The organism is Citrobacter sp. Cpo109, assembly GCF_030332565.1.
Classification (GTDB): domain Bacteria; phylum Pseudomonadota; class Gammaproteobacteria; order Enterobacterales; family Enterobacteriaceae; genus Citrobacter; species Citrobacter portucalensis.
In genome coordinates, this window is record NZ_JAOWHQ010000071.1 from 1 (window position 1) to 20,872 (window position 20,872).

The following is a 20,872-nucleotide window of genomic DNA, read 5'->3' on the forward strand; positions in this document are numbered from 1 at the left end:
TTCTACCCCCCTCTACAAGACTCTAGCCTGCCAGTTTCGGATGCAGTTCCCAGGTTGAGCCCGGGGATTTCACATCCGACTTGACAGACCGCCTGCGTGCGCTTTACGCCCAGTAATTCCGATTAACGCTTGCACCCTCCGTATTACCGCGGCTGCTGGCACGGAGTTAGCCGGTGCTTCTTCTGCGAGTAACGTCAATTGCTGCGGTTATTAACCACAACACCTTCCTCCTCGCTGAAAGTACTTTACAACCCGAAGGCCTTCTTCATACACGCGGCATGGCTGCATCAGGCTTGCGCCCATTGTGCAATATTCCCCACTGCTGCCTCCCGTAGGAGTCTGGACCGTGTCTCAGTTCCAGTGTGGCTGGTCATCCTCTCAGACCAGCTAGGGATCGTCGCCTAGGTGAGCCGTTACCCCACCTACTAGCTAATCCCATCTGGGCACATCCGATGGCAAGAGGCCCGAAGGTCCCCCTCTTTGGTCTTGCGACGTTATGCGGTATTAGCTACCGTTTCCAGTAGTTATCCCCCTCCATCGGGCAGTTTCCCAGACATTACTCACCCGTCCGCCACTCGTCACCCAAGGAGCAAGCTCCTCTGTGCTACCGTTCGACTTGCATGTGTTAGGCCTGCCGCCAGCGTTCAATCTGAGCCATGATCAAACTCTTCAATTTAAAAGTTTGATGCTCAATGAATTAAACTTCGTAATGAATTACGTGTTCACTCGTTGAGACTTGGTATTCATTTTTCGTCTTGCGACGTTAAGAATCCGTATCTTCGAGTGCCCACACAGATTGTCTGATAAATTGTTAAAGAGCAGTTGCGACGCGCTTTAGCGCTCTGTCGCGAGGTGGCGTATATTACGCTTTCCTCTTTCAGAGTCAACCTTCATTTTCAGGTTTTTCTCTTCAACCGAACCGGCTGTTTGTGTGAAGTGATTCACATCCGCCGTGTCGATGGAGGCGCATTATAGGGAGTCGACTCAGGAAGACAAGCGGAAAAATGCATTTTTGTTTCAACCGCTCACCTTTTATCCACAACGCTTACTTTTGCTGCTTTTTTATCGCCATTGGCAGGTCTGCCAGACTATTTATGACCAAATCTGCCGCATTTTCTGCTTCCGGCGTGACGGGTTTTCCTGTGCGCACCAATACCTTCGTGCCAACATTCGCAGCTGCCGCCGCCTGCATATCTTCAATTTTATCGCCTACCATATAAGAAGCGGCCATATCGATGTGCAAGAAGTCTCGGGCGGAGATAAACATGCCAGGATGTGGTTTACGACAGTCGCAGACCTGACGATACTCTTCTACAGTACCCTGCGGGTGATGCGGGCAGTAGTAGATGCCATCCAGCTCAACGTCGCGATCGGCCAGCGACCAGTCCATCCATTCGGTCAACGTTTCAAACTGCGCCTCAGTAAATTTACCACGCGCGATACCAGACTGGTTCGTCACGATAATAAGCGCGTAACCCATCTTTTTAAGTTCACGCATGGCATCAATAACGCCGTCGATAAACTCAAACTCGTCGATCTCATGTACATAACCGTGGTCCACATTAATGGTACCGTCACGGTCGAGAAAAATTGCGGGTACAGACTTTGCCACCTTTTATAGCTCCTGAATAAGGCATGTGACTCTAGTATCGCATGTTTCAGCGGGCAAGAAAGTGCTCATCGTGCAAAGCCCGATTGATTTAGACGTCTGGATGCCTTAACATCCATCTTGTTGACGGCTTCGACCGTACCTGACAGACGAAAATGCCACGGCTAACTTAATTACGATAATAAATAACCAATGATTAAACTTTCGAATATCACCAAAGTGTTCCAGCAGGGGACTCGCACCATTCAGGCGCTAAATAATGTCAGCCTGCATGTTCCTGCCGGGCAGATTTATGGCGTTATTGGCGCCTCCGGTGCTGGTAAAAGTACGCTCATCCGCTGCGTTAACCTACTCGAACGCCCTACTGAAGGCAGCGTTCAGGTTGGCGGTCAGGAGCTGACCACGCTTTCTGAGTCGGAGTTGACTAAAGCTCGCCGCCAAATCGGCATGATTTTTCAGCACTTTAACCTGCTCTCTTCCCGTACGGTGTTCGGTAACGTCGCACTACCGCTGGAACTGGATAACACGCCAAAAGAAGAGATCAAACGCCGCGTAACAGAACTGTTGGATTTGGTTGGTCTTGGAGACAAGCACGATAGCTACCCGGCCAACCTTTCCGGTGGACAAAAACAGCGTGTGGCGATCGCCCGTGCGCTGGCAAGTAATCCCAAAGTGTTGCTGTGCGATGAAGCTACCAGCGCACTCGATCCGGCAACGACCCGCTCAATTCTGGAATTATTGAAAGATATTAACCGTCGTCTGGGACTCACCATTCTGCTGATTACCCACGAAATGGACGTTGTAAAACGTATTTGTGACTGCGTGGCGGTCATCAGTAATGGTGAACTGATTGAGCAGGACACCGTCAGCGAAGTTTTCTCTCATCCGAAAACGCCGCTGGCACAGAAATTTATCCAGTCCACGCTGCACCTGGATATTCCGGAAGATTATCTGGAACGTTTAAAAGCGGAGCCGGAAGCCGACAGCGTGCCGATGCTGCGTATGGAATTCACCGGCCATTCGGTCGATGCACCGCTACTTTCTGAGACGGCCCGTCGCTTTAATGTGAATAACAATATTATTAGCGCGCAGATGGATTACGCCGGCGGCGTGAAGTTCGGCATCATGCTGACTGAAATGCACGGCACACAGGAAGATACACAAGCAGCCATCAGTTGGTTGCAGGAACACCATGTAAAAGTAGAGGTACTGGGTTATGTCTGAGCCGATGATGTGGCTGCTGGTTCGCGGCGTATGGGAAACGCTGGCAATGACCTTTGTGTCCGGTTTTTTTGGCTTTGTGATTGGTCTGCCGGTCGGCGTGTTGCTGTACGTAACGCGTCCGGGGCAAATTATTGAGAACGCGAAGCTCTACCGTACGCTCTCTGCGCTGGTGAACATTTTCCGTTCCATCCCGTTCATCATCTTACTGGTGTGGATGATTCCGTTCACCCGCATGATCGTAGGCACCTCTATCGGACTGCAGGCCGCTATCGTTCCGCTGACCGTCGGTGCCGCGCCGTTTATCGCCCGTATGGTGGAAAACGCGCTGCTCGAAATCCCGACCGGGCTGATAGAAGCCTCTCGTGCGATGGGCGCCACGCCGCTGCAAATTGTACGTAAGGTATTACTGCCAGAAGCGCTGCCAGGACTGGTCAATGCGGCCACCATCACCCTTATCACGCTGGTTGGTTACTCCGCGATGGGCGGTGCCGTCGGTGCCGGTGGTCTTGGACAGATTGGCTATCAGTACGGCTATATTGGTTACAACGCTACCGTAATGAATACAGTACTGGTATTGCTCGTCGTTCTGGTTTATTTAATTCAGTTATCCGGCGATCGCATCGTCCGGGCTGTCACGCACAAATAACGTTGCACACAACACTAAAAACTCATTAAGAAAAGGAAATAAGCATGGCGTTCAAATTCAAAACCTTTGCGGCAGTTGGAGCCCTGATCGGTTCTCTGGCACTTGTGGGTTGTGGTCAGGATGAAAAAGATCCTAATCACATCAAAGTGGGCGTTATTGTTGGCGCAGAGCAGCAGGTTGCAGAAGTCGCGCAGAAAGTAGCAAAAGAAAAATACGGTCTGGACGTTGAGCTGGTCACGTTTAACGATTACGTTCTGCCTAACGAAGCGCTGAGCAAAGGCGATATCGATGCTAACGCCTTCCAGCACAAACCATACCTGGACCAGCAGATCAAAGATCGCGGTTACAAGCTGGTTGCTGTAGGCAATACTTTTGTTTACCCGATTGCGGGCTACTCCAAAAAAATCAAATCACTGGATGAGCTGCAGGACGGTTCCCAGGTCGCGATTCCAAACGACCCGACTAACCTTGGTCGTTCCTTGCTGCTGCTGCAAAAAGTGGGCTTAATCAAACTGAAAGACGGTGTTGGCCTGCTGCCGACCGCGCTGGACGTGATTGAAAACCCGAAAAACCTGAAGCTGGTTGAACTTGAAGCACCGCAACTGCCACGTTCCCTGGACGATGCACAAATCGCACTGGCGGTCATCAACACCACCTACGCCAGCCAGATCGGCCTGACTCCGGCAAAAGACGGTATCTTTGTTGAAGATAAAGATTCCCCGTACGTAAACCTGATTGTGACTCGTGAAGACAATAAAGATGCTGAGAACGTGAAGAAATTCGTTGAAGCATACCAGTCTGACGAAGTGTACGAAGCAGCAAACAAAGTCTTCAACGGCGGTGCTGTTAAGGGCTGGTAATTTTAGGCTGTTTACAGAATCTGTAATATCATCAGGACGGGCGCTTGCCCGTCTTGTCATTTCTGCAAGCACCTGATTCAATATCTGACGTTTAGATCATTCATTGAGGAAATATTATGCGTGCTTTACCGATCTGTTTAGTAGCACTCTTGCTGAGCGGCTGTTCTATGTTAAGCAGATCCCCTGTTGAACCCGTTCAAAGCACCGCAACCCCGCCGAAAGCGGAGCCGGAAAAACCGAAAGCACCGCGCGCTACGCCGGTAAGAATCATTACTAACGCTGAAGATTTAGTAGGCAAACCGTTCCGCGATCTTGGCGAAGTTAGCGGTGAATCCTGCCAGGCTTCAAACCAGGATTCCCCTCCGAGCATTCCAACCGCACGCAAACGCATGCAGATTAACGCATCAAAAATGAAAGCTAATGCGGTATTGCTGCACAGTTGCGAAGTGACCAGCGGAACGCCGGGTTGCTATCGTCAGGCGGTTTGCATCGGTTCTGCACTGAACATTTCGGCGAAATGAGCCATTTTCAGTTCGAGCAAATAGGCGTTATCCGCTCACCTTATAAAGAAAAGTTCGCCGTTCCACGCCAGCCCGGTCTGGTGAAAAGCGCCAGCGGTGAACTGCATTTGCTCGCACCTTATAACCAGGCCGATGCCGTTCGCGGCCTGGAAGCCTTCAGTCATTTGTGGGTGATTTTTGTTTTTCACCAGACAATGGAAGGTGGATGGCGTCCGACCGTGCGCCCTCCCCGCCTTGGCGGCAACGCCAGAATGGGTGTCTTTGCCACGCGTTCAACGTTTCGTCCTAACCCTGTTGGCATGTCGTTGGTTGAGCTACGGGGCATCCGCTGCCATAAAGAGCACGTGATCCTCGAACTCGGTGGGCTGGATCTCGTTGATGGCACGCCAGTCGTAGATATAAAACCGTATCTGCCGTTTGCCGAATCGTTACCCGATGCTCGTGCCAGCTATGCTCAGGATGCCCCCCAGGCCAGCGTAGACGTGACGTTCAGTGAAGATCTCGCGGAGCAGCTACCGAAGCTCGAACAACGTTACCCGCATCTTCGTCAGTTTATTGCCGAAGTGCTGGCGCAGGATCCGCGTCCTGCCTACCGTAAAAACGAGGAAGAAGGCAAAACCTACGCCGTCTGGCTGCTGGACTTTAACGTCCGCTGGCGCGTCACGCCGTCAGGATTTGAGGTCTTTGCTCTGGAAGCCCGCTAATTTGCGTCGCGTACTCTTTTGACATCCCTTTCTCGCTGGTAAACTAAACCACTTTTGTTTTGTGCCAGGCTCGTTTTGAGCCTGTTCGATCGTTCAACTGGAACCGTAACAACATGCGTACTAGCCAATATCTGCTCTCCACTCTGAAGGAGACACCTGCCGACGCCGAAGTCATCAGCCACCAGCTGATGCTGCGCGCCGGGATGATCCGCAAGCTGGCCTCCGGGTTATATACCTGGCTGCCGACCGGCGTGCGCGTCCTGAAAAAAGTCGAAAACATCGTGCGTGAAGAGATGAACAACGCCGGTGCGATCGAGGTGTTGATGCCGGTCGTTCAGCCTTCTGAACTGTGGGAAGAGAGCGGCCGTTGGGAACAATACGGCCCGGAACTGCTGCGTATTGCTGACCGTGGCGATCGTTCGTTCGTCCTCGGCCCAACGCATGAAGAAGTGATCACCGACCTGATCCGTAACGAGCTGAGCTCTTACAAACAGCTGCCGCTGAACTTCTATCAGATCCAGACCAAATTCCGTGACGAAGTCCGTCCGCGCTTCGGCGTGATGCGCTCCCGCGAATTCCTGATGAAAGATGCATACTCTTTCCACACCTCTCAGGAATCCCTGCAGGAAACCTACGACGCGATGTACGCTGCGTATAGCAAAATCTTCAGCCGTATGGGGCTGGATTTCCGTGCAGTACAAGCGGATACCGGTTCTATTGGCGGCAGCGCCTCTCACGAATTCCAGGTGCTGGCGCAGAGCGGCGAAGACGATGTGATCTTCTCCGACTCCTCTGACTATGCGGCGAACATCGAATTTGCCGAAGCCGTTGCGCCGAAAGAGCCGCGCGCGGCAGCAACCCAGGAAATGACGCTGGTAGATACGCCGAACGCTAAAACCATCGCCGAACTGGTTGAGCAGTTCAACCTGCCTATCGAAAAAACCGTGAAAACCCTGCTGGTGAAAGCGGTTGAAGGCAGCAGCTACCCGCTGGTCGCCCTGCTGGTTCGTGGCGATCACGAGCTGAACGAAGTCAAAGCAGAAAAACTGCCGCAGGTTGCCAGCCCACTGACCTTTGCCACCGAAGAAGAAATTCGTGCGCTGGTAAAAGCAGGTCCTGGCTCGCTCGGTCCGGTGAATATGCCAATTCCGGTGGTTATCGACCGTACCGTTGCAGTAATGAGCGATTTCGCTGCCGGTGCCAACATCGACGGTAAACACTATTTCGGTATCAACTGGGATCGCGATGTGGCCACCCCGGAAGTTGCTGACATCCGTAACGTGGTCGCCGGCGACCCTAGCCCGGACGGCAAAGGTACGCTGATGATCAAACGCGGTATCGAAGTCGGCCACATCTTCCAGTTGGGTACCAAGTACTCTGAAGCGATGAAAGCCGCTGTTCAGGGCGAAGATGGCCGTAACCAGACGCTGACTATGGGCTGTTACGGTATCGGGGTCACTCGCGTGGTTGCCGCGGCTATTGAACAGAACTTTGACGATCGTGGCATCGTATGGCCAGATGCCATTGCCCCGTTCCAGGTCGCTATTCTGCCGATGAACATGCACAAATCCTACCGTGTGCAGGAGCTGGCTGAAAAGCTGTACGCTGAGCTGCGCGCGCAGGGTATCGAAGTGCTGATGGACGATCGTAAAGAGCGTCCGGGCGTGATGTTTGCCGATATGGAACTGATCGGTATCCCACACACCATCGTACTGGGCGACCGTAACCTCGATAACGACGATATCGAATACAAATACCGTCGTAACGGCGAGAAAGAGCTGATTAAAACCGGCGACATAGTCGACTTCCTGGTCAAAGCCATTAAAGGCTAATACCAACAAAAAGGCCCTGATTATCAGGGCCTTTTTTCTATCGATTAATTACACGCTTTACCAGGGATAAATTTCGCGTCTTTATCCGCCATCAACGTTTTCACTTTCTCACCCGTATCCGGGTTTGACTCCAACGTGAAATGCGCCTCAAGCGTCAGCAGTACGGACTGTCCGTTTTCCGCACGAGCGGCTAAATAGTCGCGTTCAAGCTGAGCGTTATTCGCCACCGGCATCCGTTTACCCGTTGCGCAGTCGGTAAAGATTGCCGCGTCAGCCATATAGAAATACATGCCTCGCATCGGCATTGGCGTCACCGGTAAGCTGGCGGAAACCGGCTGGAGCGTGTAATTAAACTGTGACTCAATCGGGTTACCTTCACGATCGAGCATTTCCAGCGCCTCGCCTTTAGCCCGGTAGTACGACTTCTCACCTTTGCTGTCGGTCAGCACCAGTTTGTCGGCTGTACGCGCCCATGTGCCATAAGAGGCAAATGAAGACGGTTCATCCCGCACGCCCTGATAGCGTTCGTTCATCACCCATGTGCCGTCTTTTTCCAGAAACAGAGAGGTTTCAATCCCTTCGCAGTCCGCACAAGGTAAGATGCCACGCCAGCTTTGCTGCATCGGTTTTAATTCTGCCGCCCGCGTCGGCTGTAGTACTTCAACTTCAGTACGGTTATTACAGCCAATCAAGGAAAAAAGCGTGCATGCAGCGACCACGGACAATATTGCTGTTTTCACTATCAATTCCTTATTTATTTTTATTCCCGCTCGTCAGTCTTGCGTTCGACGAACTCTCCCGCGCAGTGCTTTCACTGTGGATTTTTGCGCCTTCGATGACAACCTGCGCTCTTTCGAGGCGCGCGTAGGGCGAGTTGCCTGTCGGCTTTTTTGCACCGCGGTTAATTCTTTTATCACCGCCACCAGTCGGGAGATTGCCGCTTCCCGATTGAGCTCCTGGCTACGGTATTCCTGCGCCTTAATGATAATAATGCCATCGCCGCTAATCAGATGATGGCTGGCAGCCAGCAGGCGTTCCTTGTAATACTCTGGCAGGCTCGAGGCCCGAATGTCAAAGCGCAAATGGATAGCCGTCGAGGTCTTGTTAACGTGCTGACCACCCGCGCCTTGTGCCCGAATCGCCGTGATTTCCAGCTCATTATCAGGGATAGAGACGTTTCGGGAGAGAACAATCATGAACGCGGCTGCCACGCGGTCAGATGAATTTCCAGATTGTTCTGAGAGTCGGACAGCCAAATAGCGCCGTCCTGAATAGTCGCCTGCAGCGCCATTGTACGACCAGCAAAATCACTCAGTTGCGCCAGCTGTTCATCATCCAGATACCACACGGTGAGATTTTTAAACTGCGCACATTTGTTCTGGTTTTGCTGCCACCAGATCTGAGCCGCACGGCTGTTGTAGGCAAACAGAGCAACCTCACCAGACTGGGTACAGGCTTTCTTGATACGGCGCTCATCAGGCAGACCCAACTCAATCCAAAGATCGATGCCCAGATGGTCGTTACGCAGCCATGCTTCAGGCTCGTCTTCCGCGCTCAGGCCACGCGTGAACTGCAGCCGCTCATCGGCATATTTAATCCAGGCAAGCAGGCGCAGCATCATACGCTCCTGGGTTTCAGAGGGGTGACGCGCCAGCGTCAAGGCCGCGTCAAGAAACTGGTTGCGGTCAAGATCCGCTACGTTGACGACGGCTTTATAAATTGTCGCTTTAAGCGCCATGGGAGAACTCCTTTCGAATCAGGCGCACATTGTAGCGAAAACTGCGGCAAAAGGCTGCTAACTGCTCATCTATCAAGACGCTGATATTGCTTGAATGAGTATGGTATAGTCACCTTGCTAAACAGAGTTTATCTTCGTAGGCTTAGACTTGCATCCACGGTTAAGTCAGAGTGCTGACAGGAGGGCATGTGGAAAAATATTGTGAGTTAATACGCAAGCGGTACGCGGAAATCGCCAGCGGAGACTTAGGGTATATCCCGGATGCGCTGGGTTGCGTATTGAAGGTGCTTAATGAAGTGGCGGCAGACAGCGCCCTTCCAGAGTCGGTCAGGGAAAAAGCGGCCTATGCTGCCGCGAACTTACTGGTGAGCGATTATGTCAATGAATGAAACGTATCAACCCATCAACTGCGATGATTACGACAATCTTGAACTCGCCTGCCAGCACCATTTGTTACTGACGCTGGCGTTAAAAGATGGCGAAGTTTTGCAGGCGAAAGCGAACGACCTGGTTTCACGCAAAAACGTGGAGTATCTGGTCGCAGATGTCGCAGGTGAAACCCGGGAGCTTCGCCTCGACAAAATTGCCAGCTTCAGCCACCCGCAGATCGGTACTGTGGTGGTCAGCGAATCCTGATTATTTTGGTGCCGGATGACGGTGCAAAGCATCTTATCCGGCCTACTTTCCACGCCAAACCAGACTCACGCCTTCTTCATCTTCCGCCGCTCCCTCACGCGTCACGAAAACACCCGCAGCCGCAATCAACGTTTCGCCGTAAAACAGCAGCGGTGTGGTATCTCGTCGCCAGGGCGGGATCCCCTGCTCCTGCCAGATTTTCTTTAATTTCCGTCCACCGTTACGCCCGACAATATGCAATAAGCCTGGTGCTTTGAAACGAATGCTGACGGTTTCATCCTCTTGCGGCATGCGCAATTCACCCGCAGAGATTAACTGAACCGAACCCAATCCGGCAGGCAGCGCCAACGGTGTTTTCCACTCTAACCATGGGATAACGGTTTCGCTTTGCCCATCGACTGACTTCACCCACCACAGCTGTGACTGATAACGACGGACCTCGTACTCCCCAAGGCGAAAACAGGGTGAGGCATCTTCCCGCGCCAGCGCCACTTCCTGCCAGATACGTTCCAGTCCATCACGAGAAGGCATCGGCGCATTTAACCCCGCCAGCCAGCGACGAAGCAGCGCGGCACGACGCACGTCGCTCACCATCATTAACGGTACCAGTAACAATGTGCCGTGGGCTGTGATGCAATCGGCTAAATCGCTGGCCAGCAGTTCATCCAGTAAACTCTCCTGCTCAGCACACAGCGCGGCGCTGCGGGCTACGGCTTGCGCGAAGTGCGGCCAGCGCTGTTGCAGCAATGGGGTAACGCGCAATCTGAGGAAATTGCGATCGTAGGTATCATCCTGATTGCTTTCATCTTCAATCCAGCATAATTCATGCTGCCGCGCCCATGCTTCTAGCGCCTCTCGCGTTTGCGCCAGCAGCGGTCGAATCAGCTGGGTTCCGGCGAACGGTGAGTTTTCGCCCATGGCGGAAAGTCCGGCAGGACCACTACCGCGCTTAAGCGCCAGCAAAAAGGTTTCACACTGGTCATCGAGATGCTGGGCGGTCATCAGCACCTCGCCCGGTAGTAAGGTCTGCGCAAATGCCTGATAGCGCGCGCGTCGTGCCTGAGCTTCGATGCCCAGACCATCATCCTCAAGGTGTACCCGCTCAACCACCAGCGGCACCTGCCACTGCATACATACTGACTCACAGTGCTGCACCCAACTGTCTGCATGTGGGCTTAATCCGTGATGAATATGGATTGCGCGTAAAGCGACCTCAGGATGCTGCGCTCGCCACTGCACCAGCTGATGCAGGAGTACGGTTGAGTCCAGCCCGCCGCTAAAGGCGACCAAAATCGATTGAAAATTCAGCAGTGAAGTGTTCAGCGTGAGTGTCGTCATGATGGTTACTTACAATGGCATTGCCCGGCACGTTACCGGGCTAACACCACAATGACAAGTCTTACATCTCGTACAGTTCGAGGGGCAATCCGTCCGGATCGTTGAAAAACGTAAAGCGTTTACCGGTAAATGGATCGATACGTATGGATTCACACTTCACGTGGTGTGCTTCCAGATGCGCGATCGACTTTTCCACATCCTCCACACTGAACGCCAGATGACGCAAACCGCAGGCTTCCGGTCGGCTCGGACGGCAAGGTGGAAACGGGAAAGAAAAAAGCTCAATCACATACTGGCCGTTCAATGCCAGATCGCCTTTCCACGAGTCTCTCTCTTCCCGATAGGCTTCGCTCATCAGTGTAAAGCCAAGCACATCGCAGTAAAATGCCTTACTCGCCGCGTAGTCCGTCGCAATAATGGCAATATGGTGAACCTGTTTTAATCCCAGCATAGCGTCATCGCCTCTTTCATTTTTCTGTCAGCACGTTACTCGTACGTCTTAGGGTCAGGCAAGTCGTTATGCCATTTTTAAGACTCTCACGCGATACACACCATCCTCGCCCAATTTAGCGCCATGGATATCGGTTTCAAATCCCGGGTAGCGCTGCCCCACTGAACACAGCATCAGCAGAAAATCGAGGACAGCCCGGCTTTTAGCAGTGATCATTTCCCCGGGCATCAAGAGCGGCACGCCGGGAGGATAAGGCAGGATCATATTGGCGGACACGCGTCCTACCAGTTGATCAAGCGCCACGGTCTCCACCTCACCTTTGATCTGCCGCTGCCAGGCCTGGTGCGGTGTCATTTTCATTTCCGGCAAGGTATCAAATGCCCGCAGCATCAGTCCGGAGAGATCGTGCTGGCGGATCAGCTTATGGATCCCCTGTGCCAGATCCTGAATACGCATATTGCGATAGAAATCGGGATCTTCAGCATACAGATCCGGCAGCATATTTTTCACGCGTAAATTCAGATCGTACGAGCGCTTAAATTCCGTCAGGCCACGTAGCAGCCCCATCGCCCGGGTTTTATCAATGCCAATACTGAACAGGAACAACAGGTTATACGGTCCCGTTTTTTCGACGACGACGCCGCGTTCATCAAGGAATTTCGCCACCAGCGCCGCGGGGATCCCCTCTTCGCTCATATTTCCCTGTTCATCCATTCCCGGCGTCAGAATCGTGACCTTCACCGGGTCGAGGAACATGTGGTCGGCATCAGCATCAATAAATCCGTGCCAGTCTTCACCTGGCGCTACCGGCCAACATTCTGCTTCATCGACCTTTTCCGGCTGCCAGATATCAAAGAACCAGCCATCCGACTCTTCGCGCAGACGCTGCACTTCTTTACGGAAATGCAACGCCCGTTCCACCGAACGATTGATTAACCGCTTGCCGGAATTGCCACGCAGCATTGCCGCCGCCGTTTCTATCGACGCCACAATCGGATAGCTCGGAGACGTGGAGGTATGCATCATAAAGGCTTCGTTAAACGTGTCTTCATCATAGTCACCCTTAATGTGGATCAGCGAAGCCTGTGACAACGCCGCCAGCATCTTGTGGGTGGACTGGGTTTCAAAAATCAGCTTTCCCGGTACCCGTTCGCCGCTCATCCCGCTTTTCCCCTGATAGATCGGATGAAAATGGGTATACGGCACCCAGGCTGAATCAAAATGGATGGAGGGCACATCCAGGGTTTGCTTGATCCAGTTGGTGTTATAAAGCAGCCCGTCATAGGTGGAGTTAGTGATCACCGCGTGTACCGGCCATTGCGCCTGAGTCGTCTCTTCTACCTTGCGTTCAATACTTGCGCGGGTAAATTCCCGGCGGGGTATACCGCCGAGGATCCCCAACGCGTTACGCGTAGGCTTCAGCCAGATTGGCACCACATCGCTCATCATCAGCAAATGCGCCAGCGACTTATGGCAGTTGCGGTCAATCAGTAACGTACTGCCTGCAGGCGCAGCATACATGCCGACAATCTTGTTCGATGTCGAGGTGCCGTTGGTCACCATATAGCTCTGCTCAGCACCAAAGGTGCGAGCGATGTACTCCTCCGCCTCGAGGTGTGGTCCGGTATGATCAAGCAATGAACCCAGTTCGGTTACGGAAATGGACACGTCGGCTTTCAGCGTATTGCCGCCAAAGAAATCATAGAACAGGCAGCCGACCGGGCTTTTCTGGTACGCCGTACCCGCCATGTGCCCGGGCGTACAGAAGGTATACTTTCCTTCCTTCACATAGGTAAACAGCGCCTTGGTGAACGGAGGCGTGATGTTATCGAGGTATTCGCTGGTGTACTGACGGATGCGGGTGGCAATATCTTCAGACTGACCCAGCGCATACTCAAAAAACCACAGCGCCATGCGCAGGTCGTGCGCACTGACATCCATCGTCGAATGGGTATTAATAAAGGCGTAGAGCGGGAGATACTCGTTGAGCTGGTTGATGTCACTGCACAGCTCCAGGCTATATTCATCCCAGTCAAAAATGACGCCGCAAATTCGCGGGTTATGTTCGATAAACTTCAGCAGGTCAACGCTATTCTGCGGCCAGATAATCTGAAATCCCTGCTGTTGCAGCGCACGCTCAAGTTCCTTGATGGGCTCATCTTTATAAAAGACGCCATGCGGTCCCATGATGGCAATGATATTCATGCGTTCCTCCTGGAAAAACCTTAGTTAATCATAGCCTGGTCAAACCGCAGGTAAAAAAAAGGGCCACAACGTTGCGGCCCTTTTCGGAATTAATGCAGTTTACGCGTAACCGTAGCTCATCAGGCGCTGGTAACGACGGTTTTTCAGATCGTCTTTGCTTAACACGTCGAGATCGGCGAGATCAGCCAGCAGCTGCGCTTTCAGGGACGCAGCCATCACTTCCGGATTGCGGTGTGCGCCGCCTAACGGTTCCGGAATGATAGAGTCGATAAGCTTCAGCTCTTTCAGACGCGGGGCAACAATTCCCATCGCTTCTGCGGCCAGCGGCGCTTTGTCGGCGCTTTTCCACAGAATGGAAGCACAACCTTCCGGGGAGATAACGGAATAGGTGCTGTATTGCAGCATATTCACTTTATCACCTACACCGATCGCCAGCGCGCCACCGGAACCACCTTCACCGATAACGGTACAGATTACCGGTACGCTCAGACGCGACATTTCACGCAGGTTGCGCGCGATCGCTTCTGACTGACCACGCTCTTCCGCGCCCACGCCCGGGTAAGCCCCTGGGGTGTCGATGAAGGTAATGATCGGCATGTTGAAACGCTCGGCCATTTCCATCAGACGCAGCGCTTTGCGATAGCCTTCCGGCGCTGGCATGCCGAAATTACGGCGAATCTTTTCTTTGGTCTCACGGCCTTTCTGATGACCAATGATCATCACCGGACGACCATCCAGACGCGCGATACCGCCGACAATAGCTTTATCATCCGCATAGGCACGATCGCCCGCCAGCTCATCAAATTCATCAAACGCCAGGCGGACATAATCCAGGGTGTACGGACGCTGTGGATGGCGCGCCAGTTGGGCTACCTGCCATGCGCCAAGATCGGCGAAGATTTTACGCGTCAGTTCTACGCTTTTTTCACGCAGGCGATGCACTTCTTCATCGATGTTAATATCCAGTTTCTCATCCTGACGGCTAACCGCAGTCAAAGAATCGATTTTTGCTTCCAGCTCTGCAATCGGCTGTTCAAAATCAAGGAAATTCAGACTCATAGTATTCCTGTATTAGTCAAACTCCAGTTCCACCTGCTCCGAACCAATAAGGCCACGGAGATCGTTTAGCAAACGATCGCTCGGAGAGACACGCCACGTCGCGCCAAAACGCAACCGCGCACGTGCATCCGCCCTCTGATAGTAGAGATGTACTGGAATTGTCCCCGAGCGGTGGGGTTCCAGAGACTGACGGAGTCGGTTTAAAAGCTGGTCATCAATTTGCCTGTCCGTCAGCGAGATAGCAAGCCCGCGAGCATATTTTTCCCGGGCTTCGTCAATATCCATGACTTCACGGGCCATCATTTTAAGCCCGCCGCTGAAGTCATCAAAGCTGACCTGTCCGCTGACGATAAGTATGCGGTCTTTTTCCAGCAATTGCTGGTATTTATCCAGAGCATCGGTAAACAACATAACTTCCAGACGTCCGGAACGGTCATCCAGTGTACAGATGCCGATACGATTGCCGCGCTTGGTGACCATTACCCGCGCAGCAATGACGAGCCCCGCAGCCGTGGTGACTTTACCACGTTCTGTCGGATGCATGTCTTTCAGCCTGTAGCCTCCGACATAGCGCTCAATTTCTTTTAAATACTGGTTGATGGGGTGTCCCGTCAGGTAAAGCCCCAACGTTTCACGCTCACCATCTAATACCACCTGCTCCGGCCACGGTTGGCAACTGGCATAGGATTGTTCAATTTGCTCCGGTTCTTCCGCTAGCACGCCAAACATATCGGCCTGACCGATGGCTTCGGCTTTTGCATGCTGATCGGCGGCTTTTAGCGCATCGTTGAGCGAATTCATCAACGCCGCACGATGCGGGCCAAGGCGATCAAACGCCCCGGACATAATTAACTTTTCCAGCACCCGGCGGTTAAGTTTTTTGATATCCGTGCGCGCACAGAGATCAAACAGCTCACGGAAGTAACCGCCTTCGTTACGCGCCTCAATAATAGCTTCAATTGGTCCTTCACCCACGCCTTTTATCGCGCCGATGCCATAAACAATCTCGCCATCATCATTCACGTGAAAATGGTAAAGCCCGGAGTTGATGTCCGGCGGCAGGATTTTGAGCCCCATACGCCAGCATTCATCTACCAGCCCGACCACTTTCTCAGTGTTATCCATATCGGCGGTCATTACCGCCGCCATAAACTCAGCAGGATAATGCGCCTTCAGCCACAGCGTCTGGTAAGAGACAAGCGCATAGGCTGCGGAGTGCGATTTGTTAAATCCGTAACCGGCGAATTTCTCCACCAGGTCAAAGATTTTCATCGCCAGTTCGCCGTCTACGCCGCGCTTTTTCGCCCCTTCTTCAAAGGTGCCGCGCTGCTTAGCCATCTCTTCCGGCTTTTTCTTACCCATCGCACGACGCAGCATATCCGCGCCGCCAAGGGTGTACCCGGACAACTCCTGGGCAATCTGCATAACCTGTTCCTGATACAGGATAATGCCGTAGGTCGGCTCCAGTACCGGTTTCAGACACTCATGCTGCCATTGTACGTCCGGGTAGGAAATCTCTTCGCGACCATGCTTACGGTCGATAAAGTTATCTACCATCCCCGACTGTAGCGGACCAGGGCGGAACAGAGCCACCAGTGCGATCATGTCTTCGAAGCAGTCAGGCTGCAGACGTTTGATCAGGTCTTTCATACCGCGGGATTCAAGCTGGAAGACAGCCGTGGTCTCCGAGCGTTGCAGCATATCGAAGCTTTTCTTGTCATCCAGCGGGATAGCCGCAATATCCAGCGGTGGCTCACCGTTCTTTTCACGGCGCGCGTTGATCATTTCCAGCGCCCAGTTGATGATGGTGAGCGTACGCAGGCCGAGGAAGTCGAACTTCACAAGACCGGCATATTCCACGTCGTTCTTATCAAACTGAGTAACCGGGTGCAGCCCCTGCTCATCGCAGTACAGCGGCGCAAAATCAGTAATCTTTGTCGGTGCGATAACCACACCACCGGCGTGCTTACCGGCGTTACGCGTGACGCCTTCCAGCTTACGCGCCATATCGATCAGCGCTTTAACCTCTTCATCTGCCTCATAGATTTCCGGCAGTTGCGGTTCGGCTTCAAAGGCTTTTGCCAGCGTCATGCCCGGGTCGGGCGGCACCAGTTTCGAAATACGGTCAACGAAACCGTACGGATGCCCCAGCACGCGGCCCACGTCGCGGATAACCGCTTTTGCAGCCATCGTACCAAAGGTAATAATCTGCGAAACCGCATCACGACCGTACATTTCCGCCACGTGCTCGATAACCTGGTCGCGTTTCTCCATACAGAAGTCAACGTCGAAGTCGGGCATTGAGACACGTTCCGGGTTAAGGAAACGTTCGAACAGCAGGTCAAATTCCAGCGGATCGAGATCGGTAATTTTCAGCGCATAGGCGACAAGTGAGCCAGCGCCGGAACCGCGTCCCGGGCCTACCGGTACGCCGTTATCTTTCGACCACTGGATAAATTCCATAACGATCAGGAAGTAGCCAGGGAATCCCATCTGGTTGATAACTTTAAGTTCAACTTCCAGACGTTCATCGTAAGGTGGGCGCTTCTGCGCACGAACTTCAGGGTCAGGGAACAAAAATTCGAGACGTTCTTCCAGACCTTCGCGTGATTTCGCCACGAGGAAATCCTCGGTGGTCATATCGCCGGTCGGGAACTGCGGCAGGAAATATTCGCCCAGACGCACCGTCACGTTGCAGCGTTTGGCTATCTCGACAGTGTTTTGCAGTGCTTCCGGAATATCGGAGAACAGCTCGCACATCTCATCTTCGCTGCGCATGTATTGCTGCGGCGAATAGTTACGCGGGCGTTTCGGGTCATCAAGGGTGAACCCGTCGTGGATCGCTACGCGGATTTCATGCGCGTCGAAATCTCCGGTTTCCAGGAAGCGGACATCGTTAGTCGCCACCACCGGTAGACCACGCGTTTCGGCCAGTGCTACGGCTGCGTGCAGATAATTTTCTTCATCTTGCCTGCCGGTGCGAATCAATTCGAGGAAATAGCAATTGGTAAAATGTTCTTCGTAAAACGCCACGCACTCGTCAACCAGTGCGCTATTGCCGCGCAGCAGGCTGCGTCCGACATCGCCCATGCGACCGCCGGAGAGCAAAATCAAACCTTCTTTTAGCTCGACCAACCAGTCCCGGTCGATAACCGGTCCTTCTGCGCCATAGCCGCGCTGATAGGCTTTCGAAATCAACAACGTCAGGTTCTGATAGCCGGTATTATTTGCGGCCAGCACGGTGAGCTGCGTGAGTTCATCGCCCAACAGCTCACTGCGGACATGAAAATCTGCGCCAACTATCGGCTTGATACCCGCGCCGTGACCCGCTCCGTAAAACTTCACCAGACCACACAGGTTGGTAAAATCGGTGATCGCCAGCGCAGGCATGCCTAACGCGGCCGCCTTTTTTACCAGCGGCCCGGTTTTCGCCAGCCCATCGATCATGGAGTAGTCGCTGTGCACCCGTAGGTGGACGAAACGTGGTTCAGACATCTTCAGATTCCTTCGACACAAGAATCAGGACGAGAGTCCCAGTGCGCGTTTGACGGGGCCAAAGCTGCGGCGATGGTGCTCAGTCGCACCATGCAGTGCCAATTTTTCCAGATGAAATGCGGTTGGATAGCCTTTGTGCTGTGCAAAACCATACTGTGGAAAAACCGTATCCAGCGCCGCCATTTCAGCGTCACGGGTCACTTTTGCCAGAATCGATGCGGCGCTAATCTCCGCCACGCGGCTATCGCCTTTGACCACCGCCATCGACGGTACCGGTAATGCCGGGCAACGATTGCCGTCAATCAGCACGTATTCGGGCGCAATATGCAATCCCGCAACCGCACGCTGCATGGCCAGCATGGTGGCATGCAAAATGTTCAGCTCGTCGATTTCATGCGGTTCCGCCCGACCCAGACTCCAGCTTAACGCTTTTTCTTTAATTTCATCAAACAGCGCCAGGCGACGTTTTTCTGACAGTTTTTTGGAGTCATTAAGACCGATAATAGGGCGAGCCGGATCCAGAATGACGGCAGCAGTGACGACCGCACCGACCAAAGGGCCGCGCCCGACTTCATCCACACCCGCCACTAAATGCGTATGCGGATACACAAATTCAATCATTGCGCTAACTCCAGGACCGCATCCGCCGCCTGCTCATCAGCATTGCAACGGATCTGCTGGTGCAGTTCACGGAATGTGTCGTGCATCGCATGGCTGGTTTTACCATTTGCCAGCAACGGCAACAGCGCTTGCGACAGCGCCTGCGGTTCACACTCTTCCTGCAACAGCTCTTTAACCAGTTCTCTTCCCGCCAGCAGGTTCGGTAGCGAAACGTAATCCGTTTTCACCAGGCGCTTCGCCAGCCAAAAGGTGAAGGGTTTCATACGGTAGCCAACCACCATCGGGCATTTTGCCAGCATACATTCCAGCGCGGCGGTACCAGAAGCCAGCAGTGCGGCATCGCTGGCCACCATTGCTTCACGTCCCATCCCATTGAGCAGATGTACAGAAAGCTCCGGTGCAACTTCCGCTTTAATGCGTTCAAACTGCTCGCGACGTTTGGCATTCACCAACGGCACCACCACTTCGAGATCCGGATAATGCTGGCGTAATAGCTGCGCCGTTTTCAGAAAATCGGCGCTGAGCATTTCCACTTCTGCACCACGGCTTCCTGGCAGTAGCGCCAGGCAGTGAGCGTCATGAGGAATGCCCAGAACATCACGCGCCGCATTTCTATCCGGGTCCAACGGCATGGCATCTGCCATGGTATGACCGATAAAGCGGCACGGGACGTTAAATTTGTCATAAAACGCCTTTTCGAAAGGCAGAAAGGCCAGCACCATGTTGGTGGATCTGCCTATTTTGAAAACGCGTTTCTGTCGCCACGCCCAAACGGACGGACTGACATAATGAATGGTTTTAATGCCCTGTCTTTTCAAATTCCCTTCGAGGGTAATATTGAAATCAGGTGCATCAATGCCGACGAAAACATCCGGCTTTAAGTCGGTGAATCGGCGAGTGAGGTCGGCACGAATATGCAGTAAACGGCGCAGGCGTCCGAGCACTTCAACAATACCCATGACCGCCAACTCTTCCATTTCGTACCAGGCTTCACAACCTTCGGCCTGCATCAGCGGCCCCGCCACGCCAACAAAGCGCGCATTGGGAACGCGAGCCTTGAGTGCACGGATTAACCCTGCACCAAGAATATCGCCGGAGGTTTCTCCGGCGACGAGGGCAATCGTTAAAGGACGCTGTTCAGTCATTAACGAATCAGGCCACGCGTTGAGCGCTCAAAGAAGTCGCTGAAAGCCTGAACTTCGGGGTACTGTTTCGCCAGTTCCGCGATTTCTGGTTTCACTTCTTCCAGCGTTTTACCGCTACGGTACAACGCTTTGTAGGCGTTACGAATCGCGGTAATCGCTTCGCGGGTAAATCCACGACGCTTCAGACCTTCGATATTGACGCCAAACGGCGTCGCGTGGTTGCCCTGGGCGATAACGTACGGAGGCACGTCCTGGGCTACACCAGAACAGCCACCAACCATCACATGAGCACCGATGATGCAGAACTGATGCACCGCGGTCATGCCGCCGATGATAACAAAATCATCAAGCGAAACATGTCCGGCAAGCGTGGCGTTATTCGCCAGAATACAGCGGTTTCCTACCGTACAATCATGCGCGACGTGTGCATTAATCATCAATAAGTTATCGCTGCCCACCTTCGTCACTCCACCGCCCTGCACTGTGCCACGATGAATGGTGACGCTTTCGCGGATGCGGTTGCGATCGCCAATTTCCACACGGGTCGGTTCGCCAGCATATTTAAGATCCTGGTTAACTTCACCGATGGAGGCAAACTGATAGATCTCGTTATCGCGACCAATTTTTGTATGGCCATTCACGACAACGTGAGACTTCAGTACGGTACCCTCACCAATTTCAACATGGGGTCCAACAATACAAAATGGGCCAATGTGAGCATTGGCACCAATGCTGGCGCCCTCTTCTACAATGGCGGTCGGGTGAATAAAGGCGGATTTATCAATCAC

Annotated in this window: 20 protein-coding genes and 1 rRNA gene; 8 read left to right on the forward strand and 13 right to left on the reverse strand. The window is 53.1% G+C overall.

Going from position 1 to position 20,872, the window contains the following annotated elements; all coding sequences use genetic code 11:
- Together OGY71_RS20715 and gmhB are read right to left on the reverse strand one after the other, a co-directional pair.
- Positions 1-676, reverse strand: a 16S ribosomal RNA gene (locus OGY71_RS20715); the annotation flags it as partial.
- A 369-nt stretch (positions 677-1,045) separates the two neighbouring features.
- Positions 1,046-1,612, reverse strand: a complete 567-nt coding sequence (gene gmhB / locus OGY71_RS20720; protein WP_003829138.1) for a D-glycero-beta-D-manno-heptose 1,7-bisphosphate 7-phosphatase — start codon at positions 1,610-1,612, stop codon at positions 1,046-1,048.
- Between the two features lie 189 nt (positions 1,613-1,801).
- On the opposite strand from gmhB, the gene metN reads away from it, so the two are divergent.
- The 6 genes from metN to proS all read left to right on the forward strand — a co-directional run bounded on the left by metN (position 1,802) and on the right by proS (position 7,396).
- Positions 1,802-2,833, forward strand: coding sequence for a methionine ABC transporter ATP-binding protein MetN (gene metN, locus OGY71_RS20725; RefSeq protein ID WP_003829140.1), 1,032 nt, complete (start codon positions 1,802-1,804; stop codon positions 2,831-2,833).
- Positions 2,826-3,479, forward strand: coding sequence for a methionine ABC transporter permease MetI (locus OGY71_RS20730; protein ID WP_003018471.1), 654 nt, complete (start codon positions 2,826-2,828; stop codon positions 3,477-3,479). Before metN ends, OGY71_RS20730 begins: the two co-directional genes overlap by 8 nt.
- A gap of 44 nt (positions 3,480-3,523) precedes the next feature.
- On the forward strand, positions 3,524-4,339 hold the full coding sequence (metQ, locus tag OGY71_RS20735) for a methionine ABC transporter substrate-binding lipoprotein MetQ (RefSeq protein WP_003829145.1): 816 nt from the start codon (positions 3,524-3,526) through the stop codon (positions 4,337-4,339).
- 116 nt (positions 4,340-4,455) lie between these two features.
- Positions 4,456-4,860, forward strand: coding sequence for an envelope stress sensor lipoprotein RcsF (gene rcsF, locus OGY71_RS20740; RefSeq protein ID WP_003018477.1), 405 nt, complete (start codon positions 4,456-4,458; stop codon positions 4,858-4,860).
- Positions 4,857-5,564 carry a tRNA (N6-threonylcarbamoyladenosine(37)-N6)-methyltransferase TrmO gene (gene tsaA, locus OGY71_RS20745; protein WP_003829147.1) on the forward strand — a complete coding sequence of 236 codons (708 nt, stop codon included), beginning with the start codon at positions 4,857-4,859 and terminating at the stop codon, positions 5,562-5,564. The genes rcsF and tsaA overlap by 4 nt, the downstream gene beginning before the upstream one ends.
- A 113-nt stretch (positions 5,565-5,677) precedes the next feature.
- The gene (proS, locus tag OGY71_RS20750) at positions 5,678-7,396 is read left to right on the forward strand and encodes a proline--tRNA ligase (protein ID WP_003829149.1); all 1,719 of its coding nucleotides are present in this window, start codon (positions 5,678-5,680) and stop codon (positions 7,394-7,396) included.
- A 44-nt stretch (positions 7,397-7,440) separates the two neighbouring features.
- On the opposite strand, the gene nlpE is transcribed toward proS, so the two are convergent.
- From nlpE to OGY71_RS20765, 3 genes are read right to left on the reverse strand one after another with little or no spacing between them, the layout of a single operon-like run.
- Positions 7,441-8,139 (reverse strand): envelope stress response activation lipoprotein NlpE, encoded by a 699-nt coding sequence (gene nlpE / locus OGY71_RS20755; protein WP_085951559.1) that lies wholly within the window; start codon positions 8,137-8,139, stop codon positions 7,441-7,443.
- 30 nt (positions 8,140-8,169) lie between these two features.
- Complete coding sequence (gene arfB / locus OGY71_RS20760) at positions 8,170-8,592, reverse strand: alternative ribosome rescue aminoacyl-tRNA hydrolase ArfB (protein WP_032942412.1); 423 nt, start codon at positions 8,590-8,592, stop codon at positions 8,170-8,172.
- The gene (locus tag OGY71_RS20765) at positions 8,589-9,134 is read right to left on the reverse strand and encodes a YaeQ family protein (protein ID WP_003018497.1); all 546 of its coding nucleotides are present in this window, start codon (positions 9,132-9,134) and stop codon (positions 8,589-8,591) included. Before OGY71_RS20765 ends, arfB begins: the two co-directional genes overlap by 4 nt.
- A 188-nt stretch (positions 9,135-9,322) precedes the next feature.
- On the opposite strand from OGY71_RS20765, the gene OGY71_RS20770 reads away from it, so the two are divergent.
- On the forward strand, positions 9,323-9,523 hold the full coding sequence (locus OGY71_RS20770) for a YaeP family protein (RefSeq protein ID WP_003018499.1): 201 nt from the start codon (positions 9,323-9,325) through the stop codon (positions 9,521-9,523).
- The gene (gene rof, locus OGY71_RS20775; RefSeq protein ID WP_003018503.1) at positions 9,510-9,770 is read left to right on the forward strand and encodes a Rho-binding antiterminator; all 261 of its coding nucleotides are present in this window, start codon (positions 9,510-9,512) and stop codon (positions 9,768-9,770) included. Before OGY71_RS20770 ends, rof begins: the two co-directional genes overlap by 14 nt.
- A gap of 42 nt (positions 9,771-9,812) precedes the next feature.
- Here rof and tilS read toward each other — a convergent pair whose 3' ends face one another.
- The 8 genes from tilS to lpxA all read right to left on the reverse strand — a co-directional run bounded on the left by tilS (position 9,813) and on the right by lpxA (position 20,872).
- Positions 9,813-11,108, reverse strand: a complete 1,296-nt coding sequence (gene tilS / locus OGY71_RS20780) for a tRNA lysidine(34) synthetase TilS (RefSeq protein WP_126319183.1) — start codon at positions 11,106-11,108, stop codon at positions 9,813-9,815.
- Between the two features lie 61 nt (positions 11,109-11,169).
- On the reverse strand, positions 11,170-11,559 hold the full coding sequence (locus OGY71_RS20785) for a VOC family protein (protein WP_008786273.1): 390 nt from the start codon (positions 11,557-11,559) through the stop codon (positions 11,170-11,172).
- Between the two features lie 66 nt (positions 11,560-11,625).
- Positions 11,626-13,764: a lysine decarboxylase LdcC gene (gene ldcC, locus OGY71_RS20790; protein ID WP_003829162.1), complete on the reverse strand. Its 2,139-nt coding sequence runs from the start codon at positions 13,762-13,764 to the stop codon at positions 11,626-11,628.
- A 99-nt stretch (positions 13,765-13,863) separates the two neighbouring features.
- Entirely contained in the window at positions 13,864-14,823 is a 960-nt protein-coding gene (accA, locus tag OGY71_RS20795; RefSeq protein WP_003829164.1) for an acetyl-CoA carboxylase carboxyl transferase subunit alpha, read from the reverse strand.
- A 12-nt stretch (positions 14,824-14,835) separates the two neighbouring features.
- Positions 14,836-18,318: a DNA polymerase III subunit alpha gene (gene dnaE, locus OGY71_RS20800; protein WP_200920777.1), complete on the reverse strand. Its 3,483-nt coding sequence runs from the start codon at positions 18,316-18,318 to the stop codon at positions 14,836-14,838.
- Positions 18,319-18,342: 24 nt separating this feature from the next.
- Complete coding sequence (gene rnhB / locus OGY71_RS20805) at positions 18,343-18,939, reverse strand: ribonuclease HII (protein ID WP_003018518.1); 597 nt, start codon at positions 18,937-18,939, stop codon at positions 18,343-18,345.
- Positions 18,936-20,084 (reverse strand): lipid-A-disaccharide synthase, encoded by a 1,149-nt coding sequence (gene lpxB / locus OGY71_RS20810; protein ID WP_286613650.1) that lies wholly within the window; start codon positions 20,082-20,084, stop codon positions 18,936-18,938. The genes rnhB and lpxB overlap by 4 nt, the downstream gene beginning before the upstream one ends.
- On the reverse strand, positions 20,084-20,872 hold the full coding sequence (lpxA, locus tag OGY71_RS20815; RefSeq protein ID WP_003018525.1) for an acyl-ACP--UDP-N-acetylglucosamine O-acyltransferase: 789 nt from the start codon (positions 20,870-20,872) through the stop codon (positions 20,084-20,086). Before lpxA ends, lpxB begins: the two co-directional genes overlap by 1 nt.

Coding starts and splice junctions, on each gene's coding strand:
- OGY71_RS20785 (WP_008786273.1), bottom strand. CDS start 11,559: ATGCTGGGATTAAAACAGGTTCACCATATTGCCATTATTGCGACGGAC.
- tilS (WP_126319183.1), bottom strand. CDS start 11,108: ATGACGACACTCACGCTGAACACTTCACTGCTGAATTTTCAATCGATT.
- ldcC (WP_003829162.1), bottom strand. CDS start 13,764: ATGAATATCATTGCCATCATGGGACCGCATGGCGTCTTTTATAAAGAT.
- proS (WP_003829149.1), top strand. CDS start 5,678: ATGCGTACTAGCCAATATCTGCTCTCCACTCTGAAGGAGACACCTGCC.
- OGY71_RS20730 (WP_003018471.1), top strand. CDS start 2,826: ATGTCTGAGCCGATGATGTGGCTGCTGGTTCGCGGCGTATGGGAAACG.
- rnhB (WP_003018518.1), bottom strand. CDS start 18,939: ATGATTGAATTTGTGTATCCGCATACGCATTTAGTGGCGGGTGTGGAT.
- accA (WP_003829164.1), bottom strand. CDS start 14,823: ATGAGTCTGAATTTCCTTGATTTTGAACAGCCGATTGCAGAGCTGGAA.
- dnaE (WP_200920777.1), bottom strand. CDS start 18,318: ATGTCTGAACCACGTTTCGTCCACCTACGGGTGCACAGCGACTACTCC.
- rcsF (WP_003018477.1), top strand. CDS start 4,456: ATGCGTGCTTTACCGATCTGTTTAGTAGCACTCTTGCTGAGCGGCTGT.
- OGY71_RS20765 (WP_003018497.1), bottom strand. CDS start 9,134: ATGGCGCTTAAAGCGACAATTTATAAAGCCGTCGTCAACGTAGCGGAT.
- arfB (WP_032942412.1), bottom strand. CDS start 8,592: ATGATTGTTCTCTCCCGAAACGTCTCTATCCCTGATAATGAGCTGGAA.
- rof (WP_003018503.1), top strand. CDS start 9,510: ATGTCAATGAATGAAACGTATCAACCCATCAACTGCGATGATTACGAC.
- lpxB (WP_286613650.1), bottom strand. CDS start 20,084: ATGACTGAACAGCGTCCTTTAACGATTGCCCTCGTCGCCGGAGAAACC.
- metQ (WP_003829145.1), top strand. CDS start 3,524: ATGGCGTTCAAATTCAAAACCTTTGCGGCAGTTGGAGCCCTGATCGGT.
- metN (WP_003829140.1), top strand. CDS start 1,802: ATGATTAAACTTTCGAATATCACCAAAGTGTTCCAGCAGGGGACTCGC.
- tsaA (WP_003829147.1), top strand. CDS start 4,857: ATGAGCCATTTTCAGTTCGAGCAAATAGGCGTTATCCGCTCACCTTAT.